This window comes from Methylobacterium sp. NPDC080182 (assembly GCF_050281105.1).
GTDB lineage: Bacteria > Pseudomonadota > Alphaproteobacteria > Rhizobiales > Beijerinckiaceae > Methylobacterium.
The window spans coordinates 104,724-121,275 of the sequence record NZ_JBNNWO010000012.1 but is presented as its reverse complement, the minus strand read 5'-3'; the positions used below and the strand labels follow the sequence as shown (position 1 = coordinate 121,275).

Annotated in this window: 14 protein-coding genes; 8 read left to right on the top strand and 6 right to left on the bottom strand. The window is 73.0% G+C overall.

The window, feature by feature from the left end:
* Positions 1-51 precede the first annotated feature (51 nt).
* The gene (locus ACQKQD_RS21150) at positions 52-1,281 is read left to right on the top strand and encodes a serine hydrolase domain-containing protein (protein ID WP_020093266.1); all 1,230 of its coding nucleotides are present in this window, start codon (positions 52-54) and stop codon (positions 1,279-1,281) included.
* 49 nt (positions 1,282-1,330) lie between these two features.
* Here ACQKQD_RS21150 and ACQKQD_RS21145 read toward each other — a convergent pair whose 3' ends face one another.
* Positions 1,331-2,752 carry a DUF4105 domain-containing protein gene (locus ACQKQD_RS21145; protein WP_427509466.1) on the bottom strand — a complete coding sequence of 474 codons (1,422 nt, stop codon included), beginning with the start codon at positions 2,750-2,752 and terminating at the stop codon, positions 1,331-1,333.
* Between the two features lie 635 nt (positions 2,753-3,387).
* On the opposite strand from ACQKQD_RS21145, the gene ACQKQD_RS21140 reads away from it, so the two are divergent.
* On the top strand, positions 3,388-3,816 hold the full coding sequence (locus ACQKQD_RS21140) for a MucR family transcriptional regulator (RefSeq protein ID WP_020093268.1): 429 nt from the start codon (positions 3,388-3,390) through the stop codon (positions 3,814-3,816).
* A 219-nt stretch (positions 3,817-4,035) separates the two neighbouring features.
* Here the strand turns inward: ACQKQD_RS21140 and ACQKQD_RS21135 are convergent, their stop codons facing one another.
* Complete coding sequence (locus tag ACQKQD_RS21135; protein ID WP_244491817.1) at positions 4,036-4,989, bottom strand: PAS domain-containing protein; 954 nt, start codon at positions 4,987-4,989, stop codon at positions 4,036-4,038.
* A gap of 63 nt (positions 4,990-5,052) precedes the next feature.
* Between ACQKQD_RS21135 and ACQKQD_RS21130 the strand changes: the two genes are divergently transcribed.
* The 3 genes from ACQKQD_RS21130 (at position 5,053) to ACQKQD_RS21120 (ending at position 7,607) form a co-directional block, all read left to right on the top strand.
* Positions 5,053-5,271, top strand: a complete 219-nt coding sequence (locus ACQKQD_RS21130; protein ID WP_128083362.1) for a hypothetical protein — start codon at positions 5,053-5,055, stop codon at positions 5,269-5,271.
* A 496-nt stretch (positions 5,272-5,767) separates the two neighbouring features.
* Complete coding sequence (locus ACQKQD_RS21125; RefSeq protein ID WP_042672778.1) at positions 5,768-6,703, top strand: sugar kinase; 936 nt, start codon at positions 5,768-5,770, stop codon at positions 6,701-6,703.
* Between the two features lie 109 nt (positions 6,704-6,812).
* On the top strand, positions 6,813-7,607 hold the full coding sequence (locus tag ACQKQD_RS21120) for a DUF502 domain-containing protein (protein WP_042672775.1): 795 nt from the start codon (positions 6,813-6,815) through the stop codon (positions 7,605-7,607).
* Positions 7,608-7,931: 324 nt separating this feature from the next.
* Here ACQKQD_RS21120 and ACQKQD_RS21115 read toward each other — a convergent pair whose 3' ends face one another.
* Positions 7,932-8,255, bottom strand: a complete 324-nt coding sequence (locus ACQKQD_RS21115; protein ID WP_012318646.1) for a hypothetical protein — start codon at positions 8,253-8,255, stop codon at positions 7,932-7,934.
* Positions 8,256-8,552: 297 nt separating this feature from the next.
* Complete coding sequence (gene recG, locus ACQKQD_RS21110) at positions 8,553-10,772, bottom strand: ATP-dependent DNA helicase RecG (RefSeq protein WP_427509465.1); 2,220 nt, start codon at positions 10,770-10,772, stop codon at positions 8,553-8,555.
* Positions 10,773-10,870: 98 nt separating this feature from the next.
* Here recG and ACQKQD_RS21105 point away from each other — a divergent pair, with 98 nt between their 5' ends.
* Together ACQKQD_RS21105 and ACQKQD_RS21100 are read left to right on the top strand one after the other, a co-directional pair.
* Positions 10,871-11,755 (top strand): alpha/beta fold hydrolase, encoded by an 885-nt coding sequence (locus ACQKQD_RS21105; RefSeq protein WP_427509464.1) that lies wholly within the window; start codon positions 10,871-10,873, stop codon positions 11,753-11,755.
* A gap of 281 nt (positions 11,756-12,036) precedes the next feature.
* Positions 12,037-13,251: a UbiH/UbiF family hydroxylase gene (locus ACQKQD_RS21100; protein ID WP_427509538.1), complete on the top strand. Its 1,215-nt coding sequence runs from the start codon at positions 12,037-12,039 to the stop codon at positions 13,249-13,251.
* A gap of 177 nt (positions 13,252-13,428) precedes the next feature.
* On the opposite strand, the gene ACQKQD_RS21095 is transcribed toward ACQKQD_RS21100, so the two are convergent.
* The gene (locus tag ACQKQD_RS21095) at positions 13,429-13,773 is read right to left on the bottom strand and encodes a hypothetical protein (protein WP_020093275.1); all 345 of its coding nucleotides are present in this window, start codon (positions 13,771-13,773) and stop codon (positions 13,429-13,431) included.
* Positions 13,774-13,934: 161 nt separating this feature from the next.
* Positions 13,935-15,266: an AMP-binding protein gene (locus ACQKQD_RS21090; protein WP_427509463.1), complete on the bottom strand. Its 1,332-nt coding sequence runs from the start codon at positions 15,264-15,266 to the stop codon at positions 13,935-13,937.
* 487 nt (positions 15,267-15,753) lie between these two features.
* Here ACQKQD_RS21090 and ACQKQD_RS21085 point away from each other — a divergent pair, with 487 nt between their 5' ends.
* Positions 15,754-16,533: an invasion associated locus B family protein gene (locus ACQKQD_RS21085; RefSeq protein ID WP_020093277.1), complete on the top strand. Its 780-nt coding sequence runs from the start codon at positions 15,754-15,756 to the stop codon at positions 16,531-16,533.
* Positions 16,534-16,552: the final 19 nt, after the last annotated feature.

The window sequence follows — 16,552 nt, the reverse complement described above, 5'->3', positions numbered from 1 at the left end:
CCCCGGGGCCGGCCGCGCGACAGCGACGATCCAGAGCGACACAGATCCAGCATGACCGCGTCCTTGGCGATCCCGGATTCTCCGGCCCGCGCGCGCCGGGGCCGCCGCTGGGGCGCGATCGCCGCGGCGGGCGGCGCCGCGATCGCGGGCTGCGCCTGGACCGCGGCCGCGCTGATCAACGTCCCCGATCCCGTCACCCTGACGGCGCTCGCGGTCATCGAGCCGTCGTCGGTGGGCACGTGGTTCCCGAGCCGGATCGTCCAGGCCCCGGCCCGGGCGAGCGACCTGCCGGCGCGGCCGCGCCCGATCCTCGACCGCGTCCCCTGGAAGGGGAAGACGGTCCCGCTGATGACGGTGCTGGAGGCGACCCACACCAACGCGTTCCTGGTGCTGCAGGACGGTGTCCTGATCCACGAGTGGCAGCGCGCAGGCACCGGACCGGAGACGCTGTTCCCCTCGTGGTCGGTGGCGAAGTCCATCGTCTCGCTGCTGGTCGGCGCCGCGGTGGCGCGGGGTCAGCTCGCCGAGACCGACCGGGTCTCCACCCTCCTGCCCGAGTTGCGGAACGGCGCGGTCTTCGGCCAGATCACCGTGCGCAACCTCCTCGACATGGCGAGCGGCATCGCCGTGCCGGAGAACTACGACCCCCGGCATCCCCTGACCGGCACCGCCGGCATGTACCTGACGCGCGATCTCACGGCCTTCGTGCGCGACAACGCCCACCTGGCGTTCAAGCCCGGCACCAAGGGCCGCTACCGCAGCATCGACACCGAGCTGCTCGGCCTGATCCTCGCCCGGGTCGAGGGCAAGCCGCTGGCTGACATCCTCTCGGAGCGGATCTGGAAGCCGATGGGCGCCCAGGCCGACGCCACCTGGAACCTCGACCGGCCCGGCGGCATCGAGAAGGCGTTCTGCTGCATCAACGCGACGGCCCGCGACTTCGCCCGCCTCGGCCTTCTGGTGGCCGACCAGGGCCGGTCGGGCGATCACCGCATCATCCCGGGCCGCTGGATCGAGCGGATCATGACGCCGGCCCGGCGCGACGTCGACGGCTGGCAGTACTCGGCCCAGTGGTGGCACGCCCCGGGCGGCGAGGACGACGACATCTCGGCGATCGGCGTCTACGGCCAGTACATCTACGTGAACCGCGCGACCGGCACGGTGATCGTGAAGCTCAGCGACCACGGCGCCGAGCAGGACGAGGTCGACACGCTGGCGGTGATGCAGGCCATCGCGGGCGACCTCGCTGCCGGCCGCCCCGCCGCCCGCAAGGACCCCTGAGCGGGCGACCGCGGTCCCGAGTCCCGATCGGGCCGGGATCGGGCCGGGATCAGGCTTCTGTCGGGCCAGCTCCCGGCACGGAGGGCTGCCGGGCGATCGGGCTCAGGGGCGCGAGGTCCCGCGCCCGCCAGTTGCGCAGGAGCCGCCAGCCGACCCGCTTCCAGGCGATCGACGGCACCGGCGAGGCCGGATCCACGAGGGCGCTCAGCGCCCGCGTGTAATCGAGCACGAGGCCCGGGGTCCAGGTCATGGACCGCGCCCCGTTGCGCAGGAAGGCCGCCGCCCAGAACTCCGGCGTGGTCAGCGCCGCCGCGAGCCGCCGCCAGGGATGCCCGCCGCGGCTGAACGCGCCCTCCACGGCGATGTCCAGCGCCCGCGCCACCGTGGTGGAGCAGTTGCGGCTGATGAAGTTGTAGGTGGTGTCGCGGCTGTACTGCGCCCAGAACGCCCGCAGCCGGGCGGCGTCGATGCCGTTCAGCGTCACCGCCACCGTCGCGGGGCACCAGTCCGCCACCTCCGCGGCGTGCGAGGGCAGGAAGCGCCCGGGCACGTCGTTCTCCGGGCCCGCGCGCAGGCTCGAGCGCAGGTTGGCGGGGGAGCGGTCGATCTCCACCGCGGGGTAGTGGCTGACGTAGAGGTCGTCGCCCTGCTGCAGGGCCGCGTGGCCGGTGGAGAAGCGCCCGGCCTTGTCGACGGAGGCGACGTAGCGCCGGATCAGCCGCTGGCCGGCGGGGGTGGTCGCCTGCCCGGTGGGCGTCCAGACATAGACCGTCAGGCTGCCGGGCTCGTCGCCGCCGACCGACACGACCGACACGGCCGGCTCGGCGGTGCCCAAGCGCCGGGTGCGCAGCCCGACCAGCGCGAGGTTGGCGCCGTTCAGGATCAGGAACATGCCGATGCAGTAGCCGACCGTGCCGGCGTACCAGGTCGGCCAGGGCTGGAGATGGAACAGGCCGAAGGCGATGCTGAGGCCGCCGAGGGCGACCGACATCCGCCAGCCAGCGAATTTCAGCAGGCCGGCGATCGTGATCCGGACGAGGCCGTCGACCACGAAGGCGACGCCGAAGATCATGGCGAGCAGGAAGGTGCTGTGCTTCGTGGCCATCATGATCAGCACGGCCATGACCGACAGCAGCGCGCCCTTGGCGAGGCGCAGGCGGCGCGCGGCGCCGATCGCGGACGCGCCGACGAGGAGGGAACTCACGCCCTCGGCCAGGAGGATCAGGCCGAACCACCGGTCCGGGACGTGGAGCGCACCGTCGAGGGAATCGATCACCACCAGGAGGCCGAGCGACGACCACAGCAGGCCGGTGGCGGCGATGAGGTGCCAGTGACGGCGGACCGCGGCCCGGCCGACGAGCAGCATCCAGAGGGGCGCCATCCGGCCGCCGACCGCGTCCGCGGCGCCCGGTCCGGGCGCTTCGAGCGCGGAGAGCGCGCGCGGGATAGTGGTCGCACAGGGTCCGGACATAGGGGTCGCCCTCGATAGCGCGCGTCGACGGGCCTCTCGCACGGATGCCGCCGTGCCGTCACGGCCGGAACGAGGCTCCCGACGCGCGAGCGTTTCGCGACGCGCCCGGCGCGCACGATCCACGCCTTGCCTGAGAACTTTGTTAATCGCGGCCCGGTCGCGGCGCCAGCGCCCGCGGAGAGGCCGTGGAGAAGCGCCACGGCCCCCGGGATCCCGTCGCGCGCCGCCCGACCGATGGTCAGCAGGGACGCGGGCCGCGGTCCGATCGACCCGTAACCGGGGCGGCATCCGCGATCCGTCCCTGTCTCCGCCGCTGATTCGCGCCCCTGCAGCCCGTCATCGCGCGGCCGTTCGCAGTCATCGCGGACAGCCTCACGGACCGGAGGCCGAAACTGCGCACTGTTTGCGAGACGCCGCAGGCCTGGCAACCTCATGTTGCCTCGCAAGAACAGAAAATGTTCAAAGAACATCCTAAGATAAAGTATAGACAAAATAGACAGTTTTTGTATAGTTACGCGCCAATCTTGGCACACTCGAAGCAATTCGGCGCATGCTTGGGCGGTAAAATCTGATCCTAGCCTCAGCTTTATCGATGCGCCGGTTTTCATGCCTCGAATTTCGGTACTGGGGGATTCATGAACACCATCGATCTGAACGAAAAGACCTCGGACCTGAACACAGACCTGATCAAGTGCACGGCATCACTGGTCGCGGCCTACGTGTCTCGGAATGCGGTGGGCGTGGGCGACCTGCCGGTTCTGATCGACCAGGTGCACACGGCCATATCGGTGCTGCAGGGCGGCGGCTCGGGATCTGGTCCCGGCTGGACCGGCCCGACGGCGGCGCAGATCGAGGCTTCGATCCAGCAGGACGGCCTGATCAGCTTCATCGACGGCCGGTCCTACAAGACCCTGAAGCGTCACCTCACGGCGCACGGCCTCACGCCGGAGCGTTACCGGGCGAAGTACGGCCTGCCGGCCGACTACCCGATGGTGGCCCCGGGCTACGCCGCCAAGCGCTCGGAGATCGCCAAGGCGATCCAGCTCGGACACAAGGCGGCCTGAGGCGGCCAGGCCCGCACCGCCCTGGATCGGCGGCCCCGTCCGGGCCGCCGCGGGACACGGGCGCGGGAATGCCTGACGGCGGATCGCCCGATCCGCCCGTCCCGGTCTCCGCGCTGGGGTCGGGGGGCCCCCGGGGGGCCAGCGCGGAGACCGACCCCGATGACCCGGTGGGGCGGGGCAGGGCAGATCCCGCGAGCGCCCGTCGGCCGCGCGGGCCGCTCAGACCCGGGCGACCGCCAGGGTCCCGTCATCGATGGGGACGAACCGGACGCCCGCCCGGCGCAGCGCCTCGACCGCGTGCAGGCGGGACCGGCTTCCCCGATGCTCGCTGTCCTCTTCCAGACGCCGCACGGTGGAATGCGACAGGCCGCTCGCCTGAGCGAGCTCCATCATCGACCAGTCGAGGAGCGCCCGCGCGGCCCGCAGGTGGTGGCCGCTCACGGAATGCTCCAGCCCCTCGTGCAGGCCGCCGGGGGGCGGGGCGTGGTTGCGGACGGGGTATTTGAGCCCGCAGCGCCCCAGATAGGTCCCGTCCGGATCCCAGACGGGCATCGTGAGGATCCGGAAGTGCCAGAGCTCGCCGTTGGCGAGGCGCTCGTGGGCGCCCCCCTGGAAGAACGCCCGCCGCTCGATCTGCTCCAGGGCCGCTGCCCGGAAGCCCGCGCGCTCCTCGGGAACGATCAGGATATACGGCTCGGCGCAGATCTCCTCTAGCGGGAGCCCGTGGACCTGGGCGACGGCGAACGGGATGTCCCGGACGCGGTCGAGCCCCATCGAGAAGGTCGTGATGTGCTCCGTGAGGTAGAGCGCGCTCTGCCGGCGGCGCTCTTCCTGCCGCAGGCGCGCCAGCTGTTCGCGGTCGCTCACGTCGAGCGCCGTGCCGCTGAGGGCGACGGGCCGCCCCTCCGCCGAGACGCGCACCTCCATCGTCAGCGAGAGCGTGCGCACCGTGCCGTTCGTCCGGATCACCCGGACGATGACCTCGCGGGGCACGTGCCCCTGCCGGATGTCCGCCAGCGCCGGCATGAGAGGCCGGTCCTCGGGATGGATCAGGCTCAGCAACAGGTCGTAGCGCGCCTTCGCGGCGTTCGGAACGAGCCCGAGCAGCCGGTAGAACCCGGGCGACCAGACCTGCTCCTCGCCCGCGAAGATCCAGCTCCAGGCCCCACTCACGCCCCGACTTTCCGTGAGAGTCAGGAACTCTCCCGACGAGAAAGTCAGAGCGCTTAAAGCAGTATGGAACATCTCAGCACCGTTCGAACCGTATCACCGTTCCCGCCGTTCGGCCACGAGAATTTTTTCGGCACAACACTTCACCATTCATCCGGAATTTCTTCAGATCCGGCACGTATCTCCATCGAGATGGCGCCCGCGATCGACAAACATCTTGCATCGACATTCCAGCCCGAGGCGGTTTGTTCCCGATCGAACGGATTCGTTCCTGCCGCGCTGTGAACGGAGGTTTCCGGGATCCCCGACCGCATCCCGCCCCTCAGTGCGTTCGGCACACACCGTCACGACAGCAACGCGACCGGATCTCGCTCGACAATGACCCCTGTCGCGAAGGAGCTTCTCTGACCTTCGGTGTTTAAGAATGGTGATTTTCCGCTCCGGCATTGAATCGAACTTCAGAAAAGCGCGACGTCGAGGTTATATGACGATTCATGCACGCATATTGCAGATTTTATTGTGAATTCTATTGATTGTATATGATTCATAATCGGTCATAGTGCGAATATTACAATACGTTTGCCAAATTATCGATATGCACATCCCACGAAATCGAGCGACTGGCGCGCTGATCTTTGGATCGTCGAGGCTCCTCAGACGGGCGCGCGACGGGGCCACGCGAGCGCGGCCGGCGCGGCGAGGTCGGGACCGGGACCGGTGGCGATTGACAGGCCGGGCCGTACAATGCGGGGACACGGGGTCGCGCACCGGGAGGAACCGCATGAGGGTCGCCTGCATCGGCGAGTGCATGGTCGAACTGTCCGAACGCCCGGACGGGAATCTGGTCCGGGGCTTCGGCGGCGACACGCTGAACACCGCGCTCTACCTCGCGCGCCTCGGCGTCGCGGTGGACTACGTGACCGCGCTGGGCGACGACATCTGGAGCGACGAGATGGCGGCGGCCTGGGGCCGCGAGGGCATCGGCCTCGACCGGGTCCGGCGCCTGCAGGGCCGGATGCCGGGCCTCTACATCATCCGCACGGATGCCGACGGCGAGCGCAGCTTCCACTACTGGCGCGACCGGGCCGCCGCCCGGGACCTCTTCACCGAGCCGGGCGCCGCCGAGACGGAGGCGGAGCTGGAGCGCTACGACCTCGTCTACCTGTCCGGCATCAGCCTCTCGCTCTACGGCGAGACCGGGCGCGCCGCCCTGTTCGAGACGCTGTCGCGCCTGCGGGAGCGGGGCGGGCAGGTCGCCTTCGACACCAATTACCGTCCCCGCGGCTGGCCCGACCGGGACGAGGCCTGGGCGGCCTTCCGCGCGGCCCTGGACCTGGCCGACGTGATCTTCGCCTCGGCCGAGGATCTGGACTGGCTGTTCGGCGCGGCGGGCGAGGACGAGGTGCTGCGCCACCGCGGCCGGGCCGAGATCGTGCTCAAGACCTCGGACGGATCCGGCCCCGTCGCCCGGGTGCTGCACGGCCGGGCCGACACCGCCGTGCCGGCCGGGCGCGCCGCGCGGGTCGTCGACACGACGGCGGCGGGCGACAGTTTCGCGGCGGGCTACCTCGCGGCGCGCATCGCCGGGCTGGCACCGGAAGCCGCCGCCGCCGAGGCGCACCGCCTGGCCGGGGCGGTGATCGGGCATCGCGGCGCCGTGATTCCCCGGGACGCGATGCCGGTCCCCGCCGCCCGACCGCCGGGTGCGGACGCCTGAGGGAGGCGGGGCCGCCCTTGAGGCGGACAAGCGCAACCGCTACCTCTCTGCCAGCGGGGGACGGCCCCGCAGCGTCATCGCCGCGCGTGGTGCGGCCGAGAGGGCACCCGTGGCGCCGATTCCCCCGCCGATCCAGGTTCCCGAGCCCGACGCCGCGGCGGGCGGCGGCACCCCGAAGACGCGGGTCAGCGCGCGCGGCCGGCTGCGCACCTATTTCCTCACCGGCATCATCGTCGCCGGCCCGCTCGCCATCACGGCCTACATCACGTGGTGGTTCATCGCGCTGATCGATTCGTTCGTGAAGCCGCTGGTCCCGGCGAGCTACCTGCCGGACCACTACCTGCCGTTCTCGATCCCGGGCCTCGGCCTCGTGATCGCGTTCCTGGCGGTGACCCTGCTGGGCTTCCTCACGGCGAACCTCGTCGGACGCTCGGTGATCGAGTTCGGCGAGGTCCTGCTGGCGCGGACCCCCGTGATCTCCGGCCTCTACAAGGGCCTGCGGCAGATCTTCGAGACGCTGTTCTCGGCCAACGGCACCTCGTTCCGCACGGTGGGGCTCGTGGAGTTCCCCGTGAAGGGCACGTGGTCGGTGGTGTTCCTGTCCGCCCCGGCGGCCCACGAGGTCGAGGGGGCGCTGCGGGCCCGGGGGGCGCCGGCGGACGACCTCGTCGGCGTCTTCCTGCCCTGCGCGCCCAACCCGACCACGGGCTTCTTCTTCTACCTGCCGCGCGCGGAGGTGGTGGAGCTCGCCATCAGCGTCGACGACGCCGCCAAGCTGGTGATGTCGGCCGGGGTGATCCAGCCGGAGGACCCGCAGGGCCGCCTCAACGCCATGGCGGCCACCCTGCGGACGGCCCAGCAGGCCGGCGGACCGCTGCCCCGCCGGGAGCCGCAGGACGCGTGATGCGGCGCCCGGTCGCCGGCTTCGTCGCCGTCTCGGCGGCCTGAGCCACCCCGTCTCGCGCCACGGTGCAGGACGTCCCGCTGCCCTGGGTCGCTGCGCTGCGCTCGCGATGACGGCAGCGTCGACCGGAACCGTCGAAGCGGGGACGACCTCCGGTCCGCTCAAGGGGCCTTCCCGAGGCGCCGGCGCGCGATCCAGGCCTCCTGCGCGCCGAGCTCACCGCTACTCGGCTTGCGGGAGACCGTGGGATTGGCGGCCATCGTCCACGAGAAAGGCCGCCCCGCGCGCGCGGGACGGCCCTGAAATGATCAGACTGCTATCGGCTCAGCGCTGCAGCGAGGCGGTCTGCGGCGCGATGGTCGGCGGCGTCGCCTGCGCGACCGTCACGGCGCTGCGGGGCGCCGTCGGGCCCCAGCCGGAGGCGCATTGCAGGGTGAGGGCGAGGCCCAGCGCGATGCAGAGCCCATTAGCGGCCAGCCAGAAGGGCCGGGACGCCCGACGCACGGCGGCCTGCAGCTCGTCCGCGGTCTTGCCCGCCGCCTCGGCGGCGCGATCCGAGATCGGCAGGAGCCAGGGCTCGGTCGGCAGGGCGTGGGCACCGGCCATCTCGTGGGAGCCCGGCAGGCCTTGGAACAGTCCGTTCGACATGTCCGTCCTCCAGATTCGTCCGTGATGTCCCGGCTTACCGGGCCATTCGTTCATCTCCAGTTAAGGGAAGAATATGGCTGATGCAAGGTCACGAGGCCTGTCCGGAGCCTCCCGGACCGCCCGTACGGCGCCGCCAAGCTTCCGCGCGATCCCGTCAAACTTCTGAAACGAAACACTTTTCCAGAGAGCCTGTGACATCGGCGCATCGGAGTACCGATCCGGTCGCGCGGCGGCGATTCCGGATCCGGCCGTTCAGGAAGGCCGGACTTTCCTGAACGAATCCGTTCAGGAAACCGTTCATCCGGCCCCGATCAGCCGGATCGCGGCCTCCCGCTCGAACAGGTAGAGCAGCACCCGCAGCGCCTGTCCCCGCGGGCTCTTGAGGCCGGGATCGCGCTCCACGATCATCCGCGCGTCGTCGCGGGCGGCCTCCAGCAGGGCGGCGTCGCTCTCCAGCCGCGCCAGCCGGAAAGCGGCCATGCCGGATTGGCGGGTGCCGAGCACCTCGCCCTCGCCGCGCAGCTTCAGGTCGGCCTCGGCGATGCGGAAGCCGTCCTCGCTCGCGCGCATCATCTCCAGCCGGGCCCGGGACACCTGCCCGAGGGGCCCCCGGTAGAGCAGCAGGCACGAGGAGGCCTTCGAGCCGCGCCCGACCCGGCCGCGGAGCTGGTGCAGCTGCGCCAGCCCGAAGCGCTCCGCGTGCTCGATCACCATGATGGTGGCCTCGGGCACGTCGACCCCGACCTCCACCACCGTGGTCGAGACCAGGAGCTTGGTCTCCCCGGCGGCGAACCGCGCCATGGCGGCGTCCTTCTCGGGGCCGGGCATCTTGCCGTGGATCAGCCCGACCGCGTCGCCGAAGTGCTTCCGCAGATCGTCGAAGCGCTCGGCCGCGGCGGCGAGGTCGACGAACTCCGATTCCTCCACAAGGGGGCAGATCCAGTAGACCCGCTCGCCCCCGGCGATCGCCCGGGCGAGGCCGGCCACGACCTCGTCGATCCGCTCGGTCGGCAAGGTGATCGTCCGGATCGGCTGGCGGCCGGCGGGTTTCTCGTCGAGGATCGAGACGTCCATGTCGCCGAAGAAGGTCAGCGCCAGGGTGCGGGGGATCGGCGTCGCGGTCATGACCAGGAAGTCCACCGCCTCGCCCTTGGCGCCGAGCGCGAGGCGCTGGTGGACGCCGAACCGGTGCTGCTCGTCCACCACCGCGAGGCCGAGGTCGCGGAACGTCACCGCCTCCTGGAACAGGGCGTGGGTGCCGACCAGGATGTCGATCTCGCCCGCGGCGAGGTCGGCCAGCGTGCTCTTGCGCTCCGCGGCCCGGTCGCGGCCGGTCATCAGGCGCAGGCGCAGGGGGCCGGCCAGCGGCCTCAGCCGCTCGAAATGCTGCCGCGCCAGGATCTCGGTGGGCGCCATCAGGGCGGCCTGACGCCCGGCCTCGACCGCCGAGGCCATGGCGAGCAGGGCCACCGCGGTCTTGCCCGAGCCGACATCGCCCTGGAGCAGGCGCAGCATCCGCCGGGGCGCCGCGAGGTCGGCGCGGATCTCCGCCACCGCCCGGCCTTGCGCGCCGGTCAGCGCGAAGGGGAGGGCGGCCTCGAGGCGCCCGCTCAGGGCGCCGTCGCCGGCATTGACCCGGCCGGCCTTGCGCCGCTGGCGGGCGCGCAGGAGCGCCAGCGCCAGCTGCGAGGCGAGGAGCTCGTCGTAGGCGAGCCGCTTCCGGGACGGCGTCGCGGGCGGCGGCTGGAGCGGGTCCTCGGCCTTCGGCGGCGCCTCCTCGGGGCGGTGCTCGAGGCGGAGCGCGTCCGCGAAGGCGGGCAGGCGGTTCCGCTCCAGCCAGGCCGGGTCCTGCCATTCCGGCAGGACCGGCAGCCGGTCGAGGGCCGCGACCGCGAGCTTGTTGATCGCCCGGGAGGTCAGCCCCTCGGTGGCGCCGTAGACCGGCTCGACGGCGGGGAGTTCCGCGAGGCCCGCCTCGTCCGCGATCCGCGACGGGTGGACCATCTGGCGGGTGCCGTCCCAGAGGTCGATCCGGCCGGTGATGTAGCGGTGCGACCCGAGCGGCAGCATCTTCTCCACCCGGGCGCGGGGCATGCCGAAGAAGACCAGGGAGATGTCGCCGGAGGCATCCTCCACCAGCACCCGGTGCGGGCGCCGGCCGGGCCCGGCCTGGGCCGGGCGGTGCGCCACCACGGTGACGCCGATCGTCACCGGCTCGCCGGTGGGGGCCTCGCTGATCGAGCCCATGAGCTTCCGCGCCACGCCGCCCTGGGGCAGGTGGAACAGCAGGTCCACGACCCGGGCCTCGCGCTCGGGGGTGCCGAGCAGCTTCTCGATGAGCGGCGCCATCTTCGGCCCGATCCCCGGCAGGGCGCGGGCCGGCGCGAAGAGCGGGTCGAGGATGCTCGGCCGCAGGGGCGGGGCGACGGCAGGCGCGGGGGCGGCCTCCGCCGCCGGCGCCTCGGCCGCGTCGGAATCCTTCAAGGCCGGGTCCTGAGTCGCGCGTGCATCTGTCATGGCGGTTCGGCGGACATGGTGCCGGAGGCGCCTTATCATCCGGTGCATCCCGGCGCGCCAGTGCGGCAGGATGGAGACCGAATCCGGAGACCGAATCCATGGCCCGCGACTTCCTGCCGGGTTTCGACCGGCACCGGATCGAGACCGCGCCCGGCGTGACGATCAACGCCCGCTCGGCCGGGTCCGGGCCGCCGGTGCTGCTCCTGCACGGCCACCCGCAGACCCTGTCGACGTGGCTCCACGTCGCGCCGCGCCTCGCCGAGCGGCACGCCGTGGTGGCGATGGACCTGCGCGGCTACGGCGATTCGGCCAAGCCCCCGGGCGGCGAGCGCCACGTCGCCTATTCCAAGCGCGCCATGGCGGCCGACGCGGTGGCGGTGATGCGGGCGCTCGGCCACGAAAGGTTCGCGGTGGTCGGCCACGATCGGGGCGGGCGCGTCGCCCACCGCCTCGCCCTGGATCATGCGCAGGCCGTGGACCGGATCGCCGTGTTCGACATCGCGCCGACCGCGACCATGTACGCGCGCACCGACAAGGATTTCGCCACACGCTATTTCTGGTGGTTCTTCTTCATCCAGCCCTGTCCCCTCCCGGAGACGCTGATCGGGGCCGATCCGGAATACTTCCTGCGCCACCACGTCGAGGGCCAGTCGAAGACCCCCGGCTCGACCCCGCCGGAGCTCTTCGCCGAGTACCTGCGCTGCTATTCCGACCCGGCCTGCCGCCACGCGATCTGCGAGGATTACCGGGCGGCCGCCGGGATCGACCTGGAGCACGACGCGGCCGATGCCGAGGCCCGGATCACCGCGCCGCTGCTGGCGCTCTGGGGCGCGAAGGGCGTGGTCGGCCGGACCTACGACGTGCTGGAGACGTGGCGCGAGAAGGCGACCGACGTCTCGGGCCGGGCGCTGGATTGCGGTCACACCCTCCAGGAGGAGCGGCCGGACGCGGTTCTCTCGGAGCTTGCGGCGTTCCTGGGTTGACGGGCTGCGGCGCCGTGGCCCCGCGTCGCCGGTCTTGGCAGATCCGCTGAAAAGCGCAGATACGAGACGTGCCGGGCTCGCGAACAGCGTCCCCGGTTGATGACTTCGACACCGCCGTCATCGCGAGCGGAGCGAAGCGACCCAGGGTGGCACCACGCTTCCTGACGTCCCGCTGCCCCGGGTCGCTCCGCTCGCGATGACGGGGCCGCGCATCAACCGGAACCTTGGGAAGCCCGACGCCACACTGTCCCGAGTGGGACGCGTCGATCGTGCAGGACACCATGCCGGAGGACACCAACACCGTCTTCGAGGTCGCCGTGGTCGGGGCCGGGGCCGCGGGGCTCGCCGCCGCGCTGGCGGTCGCCCGCGAAGGGATCCCCACGGCGCTGGTCGGGCGCCACGCCCCGGTGGCGGACGGACGGACCGTCGCGCTCCTCGACGGGTCGGTGCGCTTCCTGGACGCCCTCGGCGCCTGGGAGGCGGTGGCGCCGCACGCGAGCCCGCTCTGCACGCTGCAGATCGTCGACGACACCGGCAGCCTGTTCCGGCCGCCGCCGGCGCGGTTCCGCGCCGCCGAGATCGGCCTCGACGCCTTCGGGTGGAACGTCGAGAGCGCCCGCTTGGTCGAGAGCCTGCGCGCCCGCGCCCGGGCGCAGGACAACCTCACCCTGGTCGAGGCGGACGCCGCCGGCGCCGTGCCCGGCGAGGCGGCGGCCCGCGTCGCGCTGGCGGACGGGCGTGCCGTCGAGGCCCGGCTCGTGGTGGGGGCCGACGGGGCCCGCTCGCCGCTGCGGGCCGCCAGCGGCGTCCGCGTGCGCGACTGGACCTACCCGCAGAGCGCCATCACCACGATCCTGGCCCACGCGCGCCCGCACCGCGACGTCTCCACCGAGTTCCACACCCGGTCGGGGCCCTTCACCCTGGTGCCGCTGCCCGGCGGCCACCGGTCCAGCCTCGTCTGGGTGACCGGGGAGGGGGCGGCCCGGCGGCTCGCCGCCCTCGACGACGCGGCGCTGGGGCAGGCGGTGGAGCGGCAGGCCCGGGCGATGCTCGGCGCCATGCGGGTCGACGGCCCCCGCGGCCTCGTGCCGATGCGCGGCCTCGCGGTGGCGACCCCCGTGGCCCCGCGGCTGGCGCTGATCGGGGAGGCGGCCCACGTCTTCCCGCCGATCGGCGCGCAGGGGCTCAATCTCGGCCTGCGCGACGCCGCGACCCTGCGCGACGCGGTGCTGGCCGCCGCCCGCGACCGCCGCGATCCCGGCGCGCGCGCCGTGCTCGACGGCTACGCGCGGGCGCGCCGCGTCGACACGGCCGCGCGCACCGCCGCGGTCGATCTCCTCAACCGCAGCCTGCTCACCGACCTGCTGCCGGTCGACGCGCTGCGCGGTCTCGGTCTGCTGGCGATGACGCAGCTCGGACCGCTGCGGCGCCTGGTGATGCGGGAGGGCGTGCTGCCCCGGATCGGCGCGCCGGAGCTGATGCGCGCCGCGCGCTAGGACCGTTCCCGATCGTCTCGCGCCAGCGGCGCCCCCTTTCCCGCGCGGGAGAGGGGACCCGCGCCTCGTGCGGCACCGGCAGCGACAGGGAGCGGTCGGACGGCGTTTCCCGGAGGCGGCCTCAGGCCCGGCGCGAGCGCCCGGACGCCGCGACCTCGGCGCGCGCCGGAGGGGGCCTCAGAGATCCGGCTGGGCGGCGACGTAGGCGCCGAGCCGGGTCGCGAGATCGACCGGGCCGCCGCCCCGGGCCTCGCCCGAATCACCGATGAGGATCACCGGGATGCCGCGCTCGCGCAGCTGGCCGCGGAGGCGGGCCGCGCGGCGGGCGTAGGCGGGATTCCGGCGGGTGGGCGCCTGGAGCAGCACGGCCGCCGGACGGGCGATTACGGTCAGGACGTCGTCGGCCGCCTCCATCGAGGCGGTCACGCTCGCGTATCCGAGGCTGGCCAGCTCGCCCGAGAGGGACCGGTCCACGGCGCGGACGCCGTCGTCGACCACGAGCACTTGTTGCAGCGCACCCATAAGCTTGAGCGGTACTCCATCCCGGACGGCTTGGAAAGATAGCCGTCACGACAATCCGATGCAGAACCCGCGAAGAGGCGGATCGGATCCGTCGGTTCGTGTGCAGATGCGAGATTATCCGCGCCGCCTGAGTGCCGGATGAACCGGCGATCGTCCGCCGTTCAGGCGGAGGGGACGGTCGCGACGGTGGCGGCGATCGCCGCGACCGCCCCGTTCGCGCCCCCGTCCGCGCGGAGCGGGCGGAAGCCCGTGCTTCGCCACGCCAGGGGGTCCGTCGCCGGGATCGCGCCGCGGGTGAGCGGGGAGGCCGCGCAGGCCGCCCCCCGGCAGGCGAGGTCGCCGTCGGCGCCGGCGGCGAGGTCCAGGAGGTCGCGGGGCAGGAAGGCCTGCCCGGGCTCGGCCAGGGTCGCGGCGAGGTCGTCCGGGCCGGGGCGGGTCAGCACGAGCGCCTCACCCAGGACCAGCGAATCGAGGCGCTGCGGGCCCGCGGGCCCGGCGCCCCGCGGGGTCAGCCGGGCGGGCGCGCGGTGGACCACGTCGAGGACCCGGACGGTCCAGGGCAGCGGCAGGGCGGCGAGGGCCGATTCGACCCGCGCCGGGACCACCAGCCGGGTCGGAACCGGCCGCAGCAGGGCGGCGCGGAACCCGGTCTCGTCGAAGGGCAGAACGGTCTCCAGGCCGGCGCCGGCCGCCAGGGCGGTGCCCAGGCCGGTCACGAGGCCGCGCAGGTCGTGGCCGGGCAGGAGCGTCAGGACCCGCTCGTCCGCGGTCAGGGGCAGCGCGTCGAGATGGGCGGCGACCGCCGCCGCCAGCGCCGCGGCGGTGCGGTAGACCGGCCGGCCGGGATCGCCGCCCGCGAAGGTGACGAGGCCGCGGCCCGGCGCCGGCTCGACCACGCCCCGCTCCAGGGCCATCGCGTCGAGGCTGATCACGCCGTCCGGCACGCTCGGGCCGAAGGCCGCGAGGTAGCGCAGGGCGAAATGGCGCATGGCCGCGCGGGTGAGGTCCTCGGCGGGCCGGCGCGCGCCGCGGCGGCCCTCCGTCAGCACGGCCACGAGGCCCGCGGCCTCGATCCCGGCGGAGAGCTCCGCCTCGTCCCAGAGGGCGGGCATCGCGCAGGGCAGGTGGCCGGCCGCCTCGACGGCGAGGTGGGCGAGGGCCGATTCGGCACCGCCCGAATACCACAGCCCGATCCGGCTGCCGGCCGGGAGCCGCCACGCGGCGATCCCGCGGGCGAGCCGCCCGACGATCTCGGCGGCGGCCGCGTAGGTCCAGGTGATGGACGGGCGCCCGCACCACGCGACCCGGTCCCCCGAATCACGCAGGAGGGTGCGCTGCGGGCCCGCCAGGGCGGCGGCGAACAGGCGGGTCGCGAGACCGTCGGACAGGCGTCCGGACAGGACTCCGGACAGGCCGTCGGGCGCGTCCTCGGATCGCGCGGACGCGTCCGGTGCGGCGTCTTCCGCCCACTCCGCCACCGCCAACGCGCTCAAACCCGCCGCCCCCGCCGATCCTGCAGAACGCCTATCATCTCGGCCCGACAGGGTTAACCGACCGCTAAGAGCGGCCGCGCCGCCGATCGCTGCCGATCGCTGCCGGAGGGCGTCCGGAAGGCCTTCGGCGGCGTCCGGCGGCGCGGCCCGATCACGCGCTCGTGCCTCGCGGCCGCGCAACGTCGCGCTTGCGGCCGGGCGGATGGGAGCCTATCGGGGGCCGGGCGCGGTCGGGACGGTTGCGACAGCTTCCCCGGCCGCGGTGTCATGCCTTCGCCTCATTCGAGGGGAAAGGCAGGCCGCCCGGTCGCCGGGGAGAGGGATGCGCGCAGACGGCGCCCGTCCCGCCCGATGGCCGGACCGATTCATCCGGAGTTCCGGGCGGCGCGCCAACGCGGCGGGCAGCCGGACGCTCCGGCGGACCTGCCGCCAGGCCGGCTCCGCATCCTGCCAGCCACACCACGTCTCTTCCAAGGGGTCAGAGCCGATGTCCTTCACCCGCACCGCGACGCTCGCCCGCGCCGCCCTCCTCGGCCTCGCGGGCCTCGGCCTCGCGGCCGCGCCGGCCCTGGCGCAGCCGAAGAAGCCCGCCGCGCCCGCGCCGGCCGCCCCGGCGCCGACCGCCCCGGGCACCCCCGCGGCCAACACCCCGGCCGCCCAGACGGGCCCGCAGATCGTCGCGGTGAAGTCCGAGCCGAGCCAGGCCGACTGGACCAAGGTCTGCGGCAAGGACCAGGGTTCGGGCACCGACATCTGCTACACGACCCGCGACTTCGTGTCCGACCAGGGCCAGCCGGTGCTGGCCGTGGCGGTCTACGAGATGAAGAACGCCGCTCAGAAGCAGGAGGTGCGCGTGGTGCGCTACCTGCTGCCGCTCGGCCTGCTGCTGCAGCCGGGCATCCGCTTCAGCGTCGACGGCCAGGCGGCGACCGCCGGCCGCTTCGCGGTCTGCTTCCCGAACGGCTGCTTCGCCGAGGCCGGCGGCGTCGATGCCGGCGTGATCGCCGCGATGAAGAAGGGCACGACCCTGAACGTCTCGGTTCAGAACCAGACCCAGCGCGAGGTCACCTTCGCGGTGCCGCTGGCCGGCTTCGGCAAGGCCTTCGACGGCCCGGCCATCGACCCGAAGGTCCTCGAGGAACAGCAGAAGAAGCTCCAGGCGGAGCTGGAGAAGCGCTCCGAGGATATGCGCAAGAAGCTCGAGCAGCAGCAGGGCGCCGCCCCGGCCGCCGGCGCGGCCCCGGCGCCGGCCCCGGCCGCCAAGTAAGCGCCATCGACCCGCCGCG

Coding starts and splice junctions, on each gene's coding strand:
- ACQKQD_RS21130 (WP_128083362.1), top strand. CDS start 5,053: ATGGAACATCTCAGCACCGTTCGAACCGTATCACCGTTCCCGCCGTTC.
- ACQKQD_RS21105 (WP_427509464.1), top strand. CDS start 10,871: ATGGCCCGCGACTTCCTGCCGGGTTTCGACCGGCACCGGATCGAGACC.
- ACQKQD_RS21095 (WP_020093275.1), bottom strand. CDS start 13,773: ATGGGTGCGCTGCAACAAGTGCTCGTGGTCGACGACGGCGTCCGCGCC.
- ACQKQD_RS21140 (WP_020093268.1), top strand. CDS start 3,388: ATGAACACCATCGATCTGAACGAAAAGACCTCGGACCTGAACACAGAC.
- ACQKQD_RS21145 (WP_427509466.1), bottom strand. CDS start 2,752: ATGTCCGGACCCTGTGCGACCACTATCCCGCGCGCGCTCTCCGCGCTC.
- ACQKQD_RS21115 (WP_012318646.1), bottom strand. CDS start 8,255: ATGTCGAACGGACTGTTCCAAGGCCTGCCGGGCTCCCACGAGATGGCC.
- recG (WP_427509465.1), bottom strand. CDS start 10,772: ATGACAGATGCACGCGCGACTCAGGACCCGGCCTTGAAGGATTCCGAC.
- ACQKQD_RS21125 (WP_042672778.1), top strand. CDS start 5,768: ATGAGGGTCGCCTGCATCGGCGAGTGCATGGTCGAACTGTCCGAACGC.
- ACQKQD_RS21100 (WP_427509538.1), top strand. CDS start 12,037: ATGCCGGAGGACACCAACACCGTCTTCGAGGTCGCCGTGGTCGGGGCC.
- ACQKQD_RS21150 (WP_020093266.1), top strand. CDS start 52: ATGACCGCGTCCTTGGCGATCCCGGATTCTCCGGCCCGCGCGCGCCGG.
- ACQKQD_RS21085 (WP_020093277.1), top strand. CDS start 15,754: ATGTCCTTCACCCGCACCGCGACGCTCGCCCGCGCCGCCCTCCTCGGC.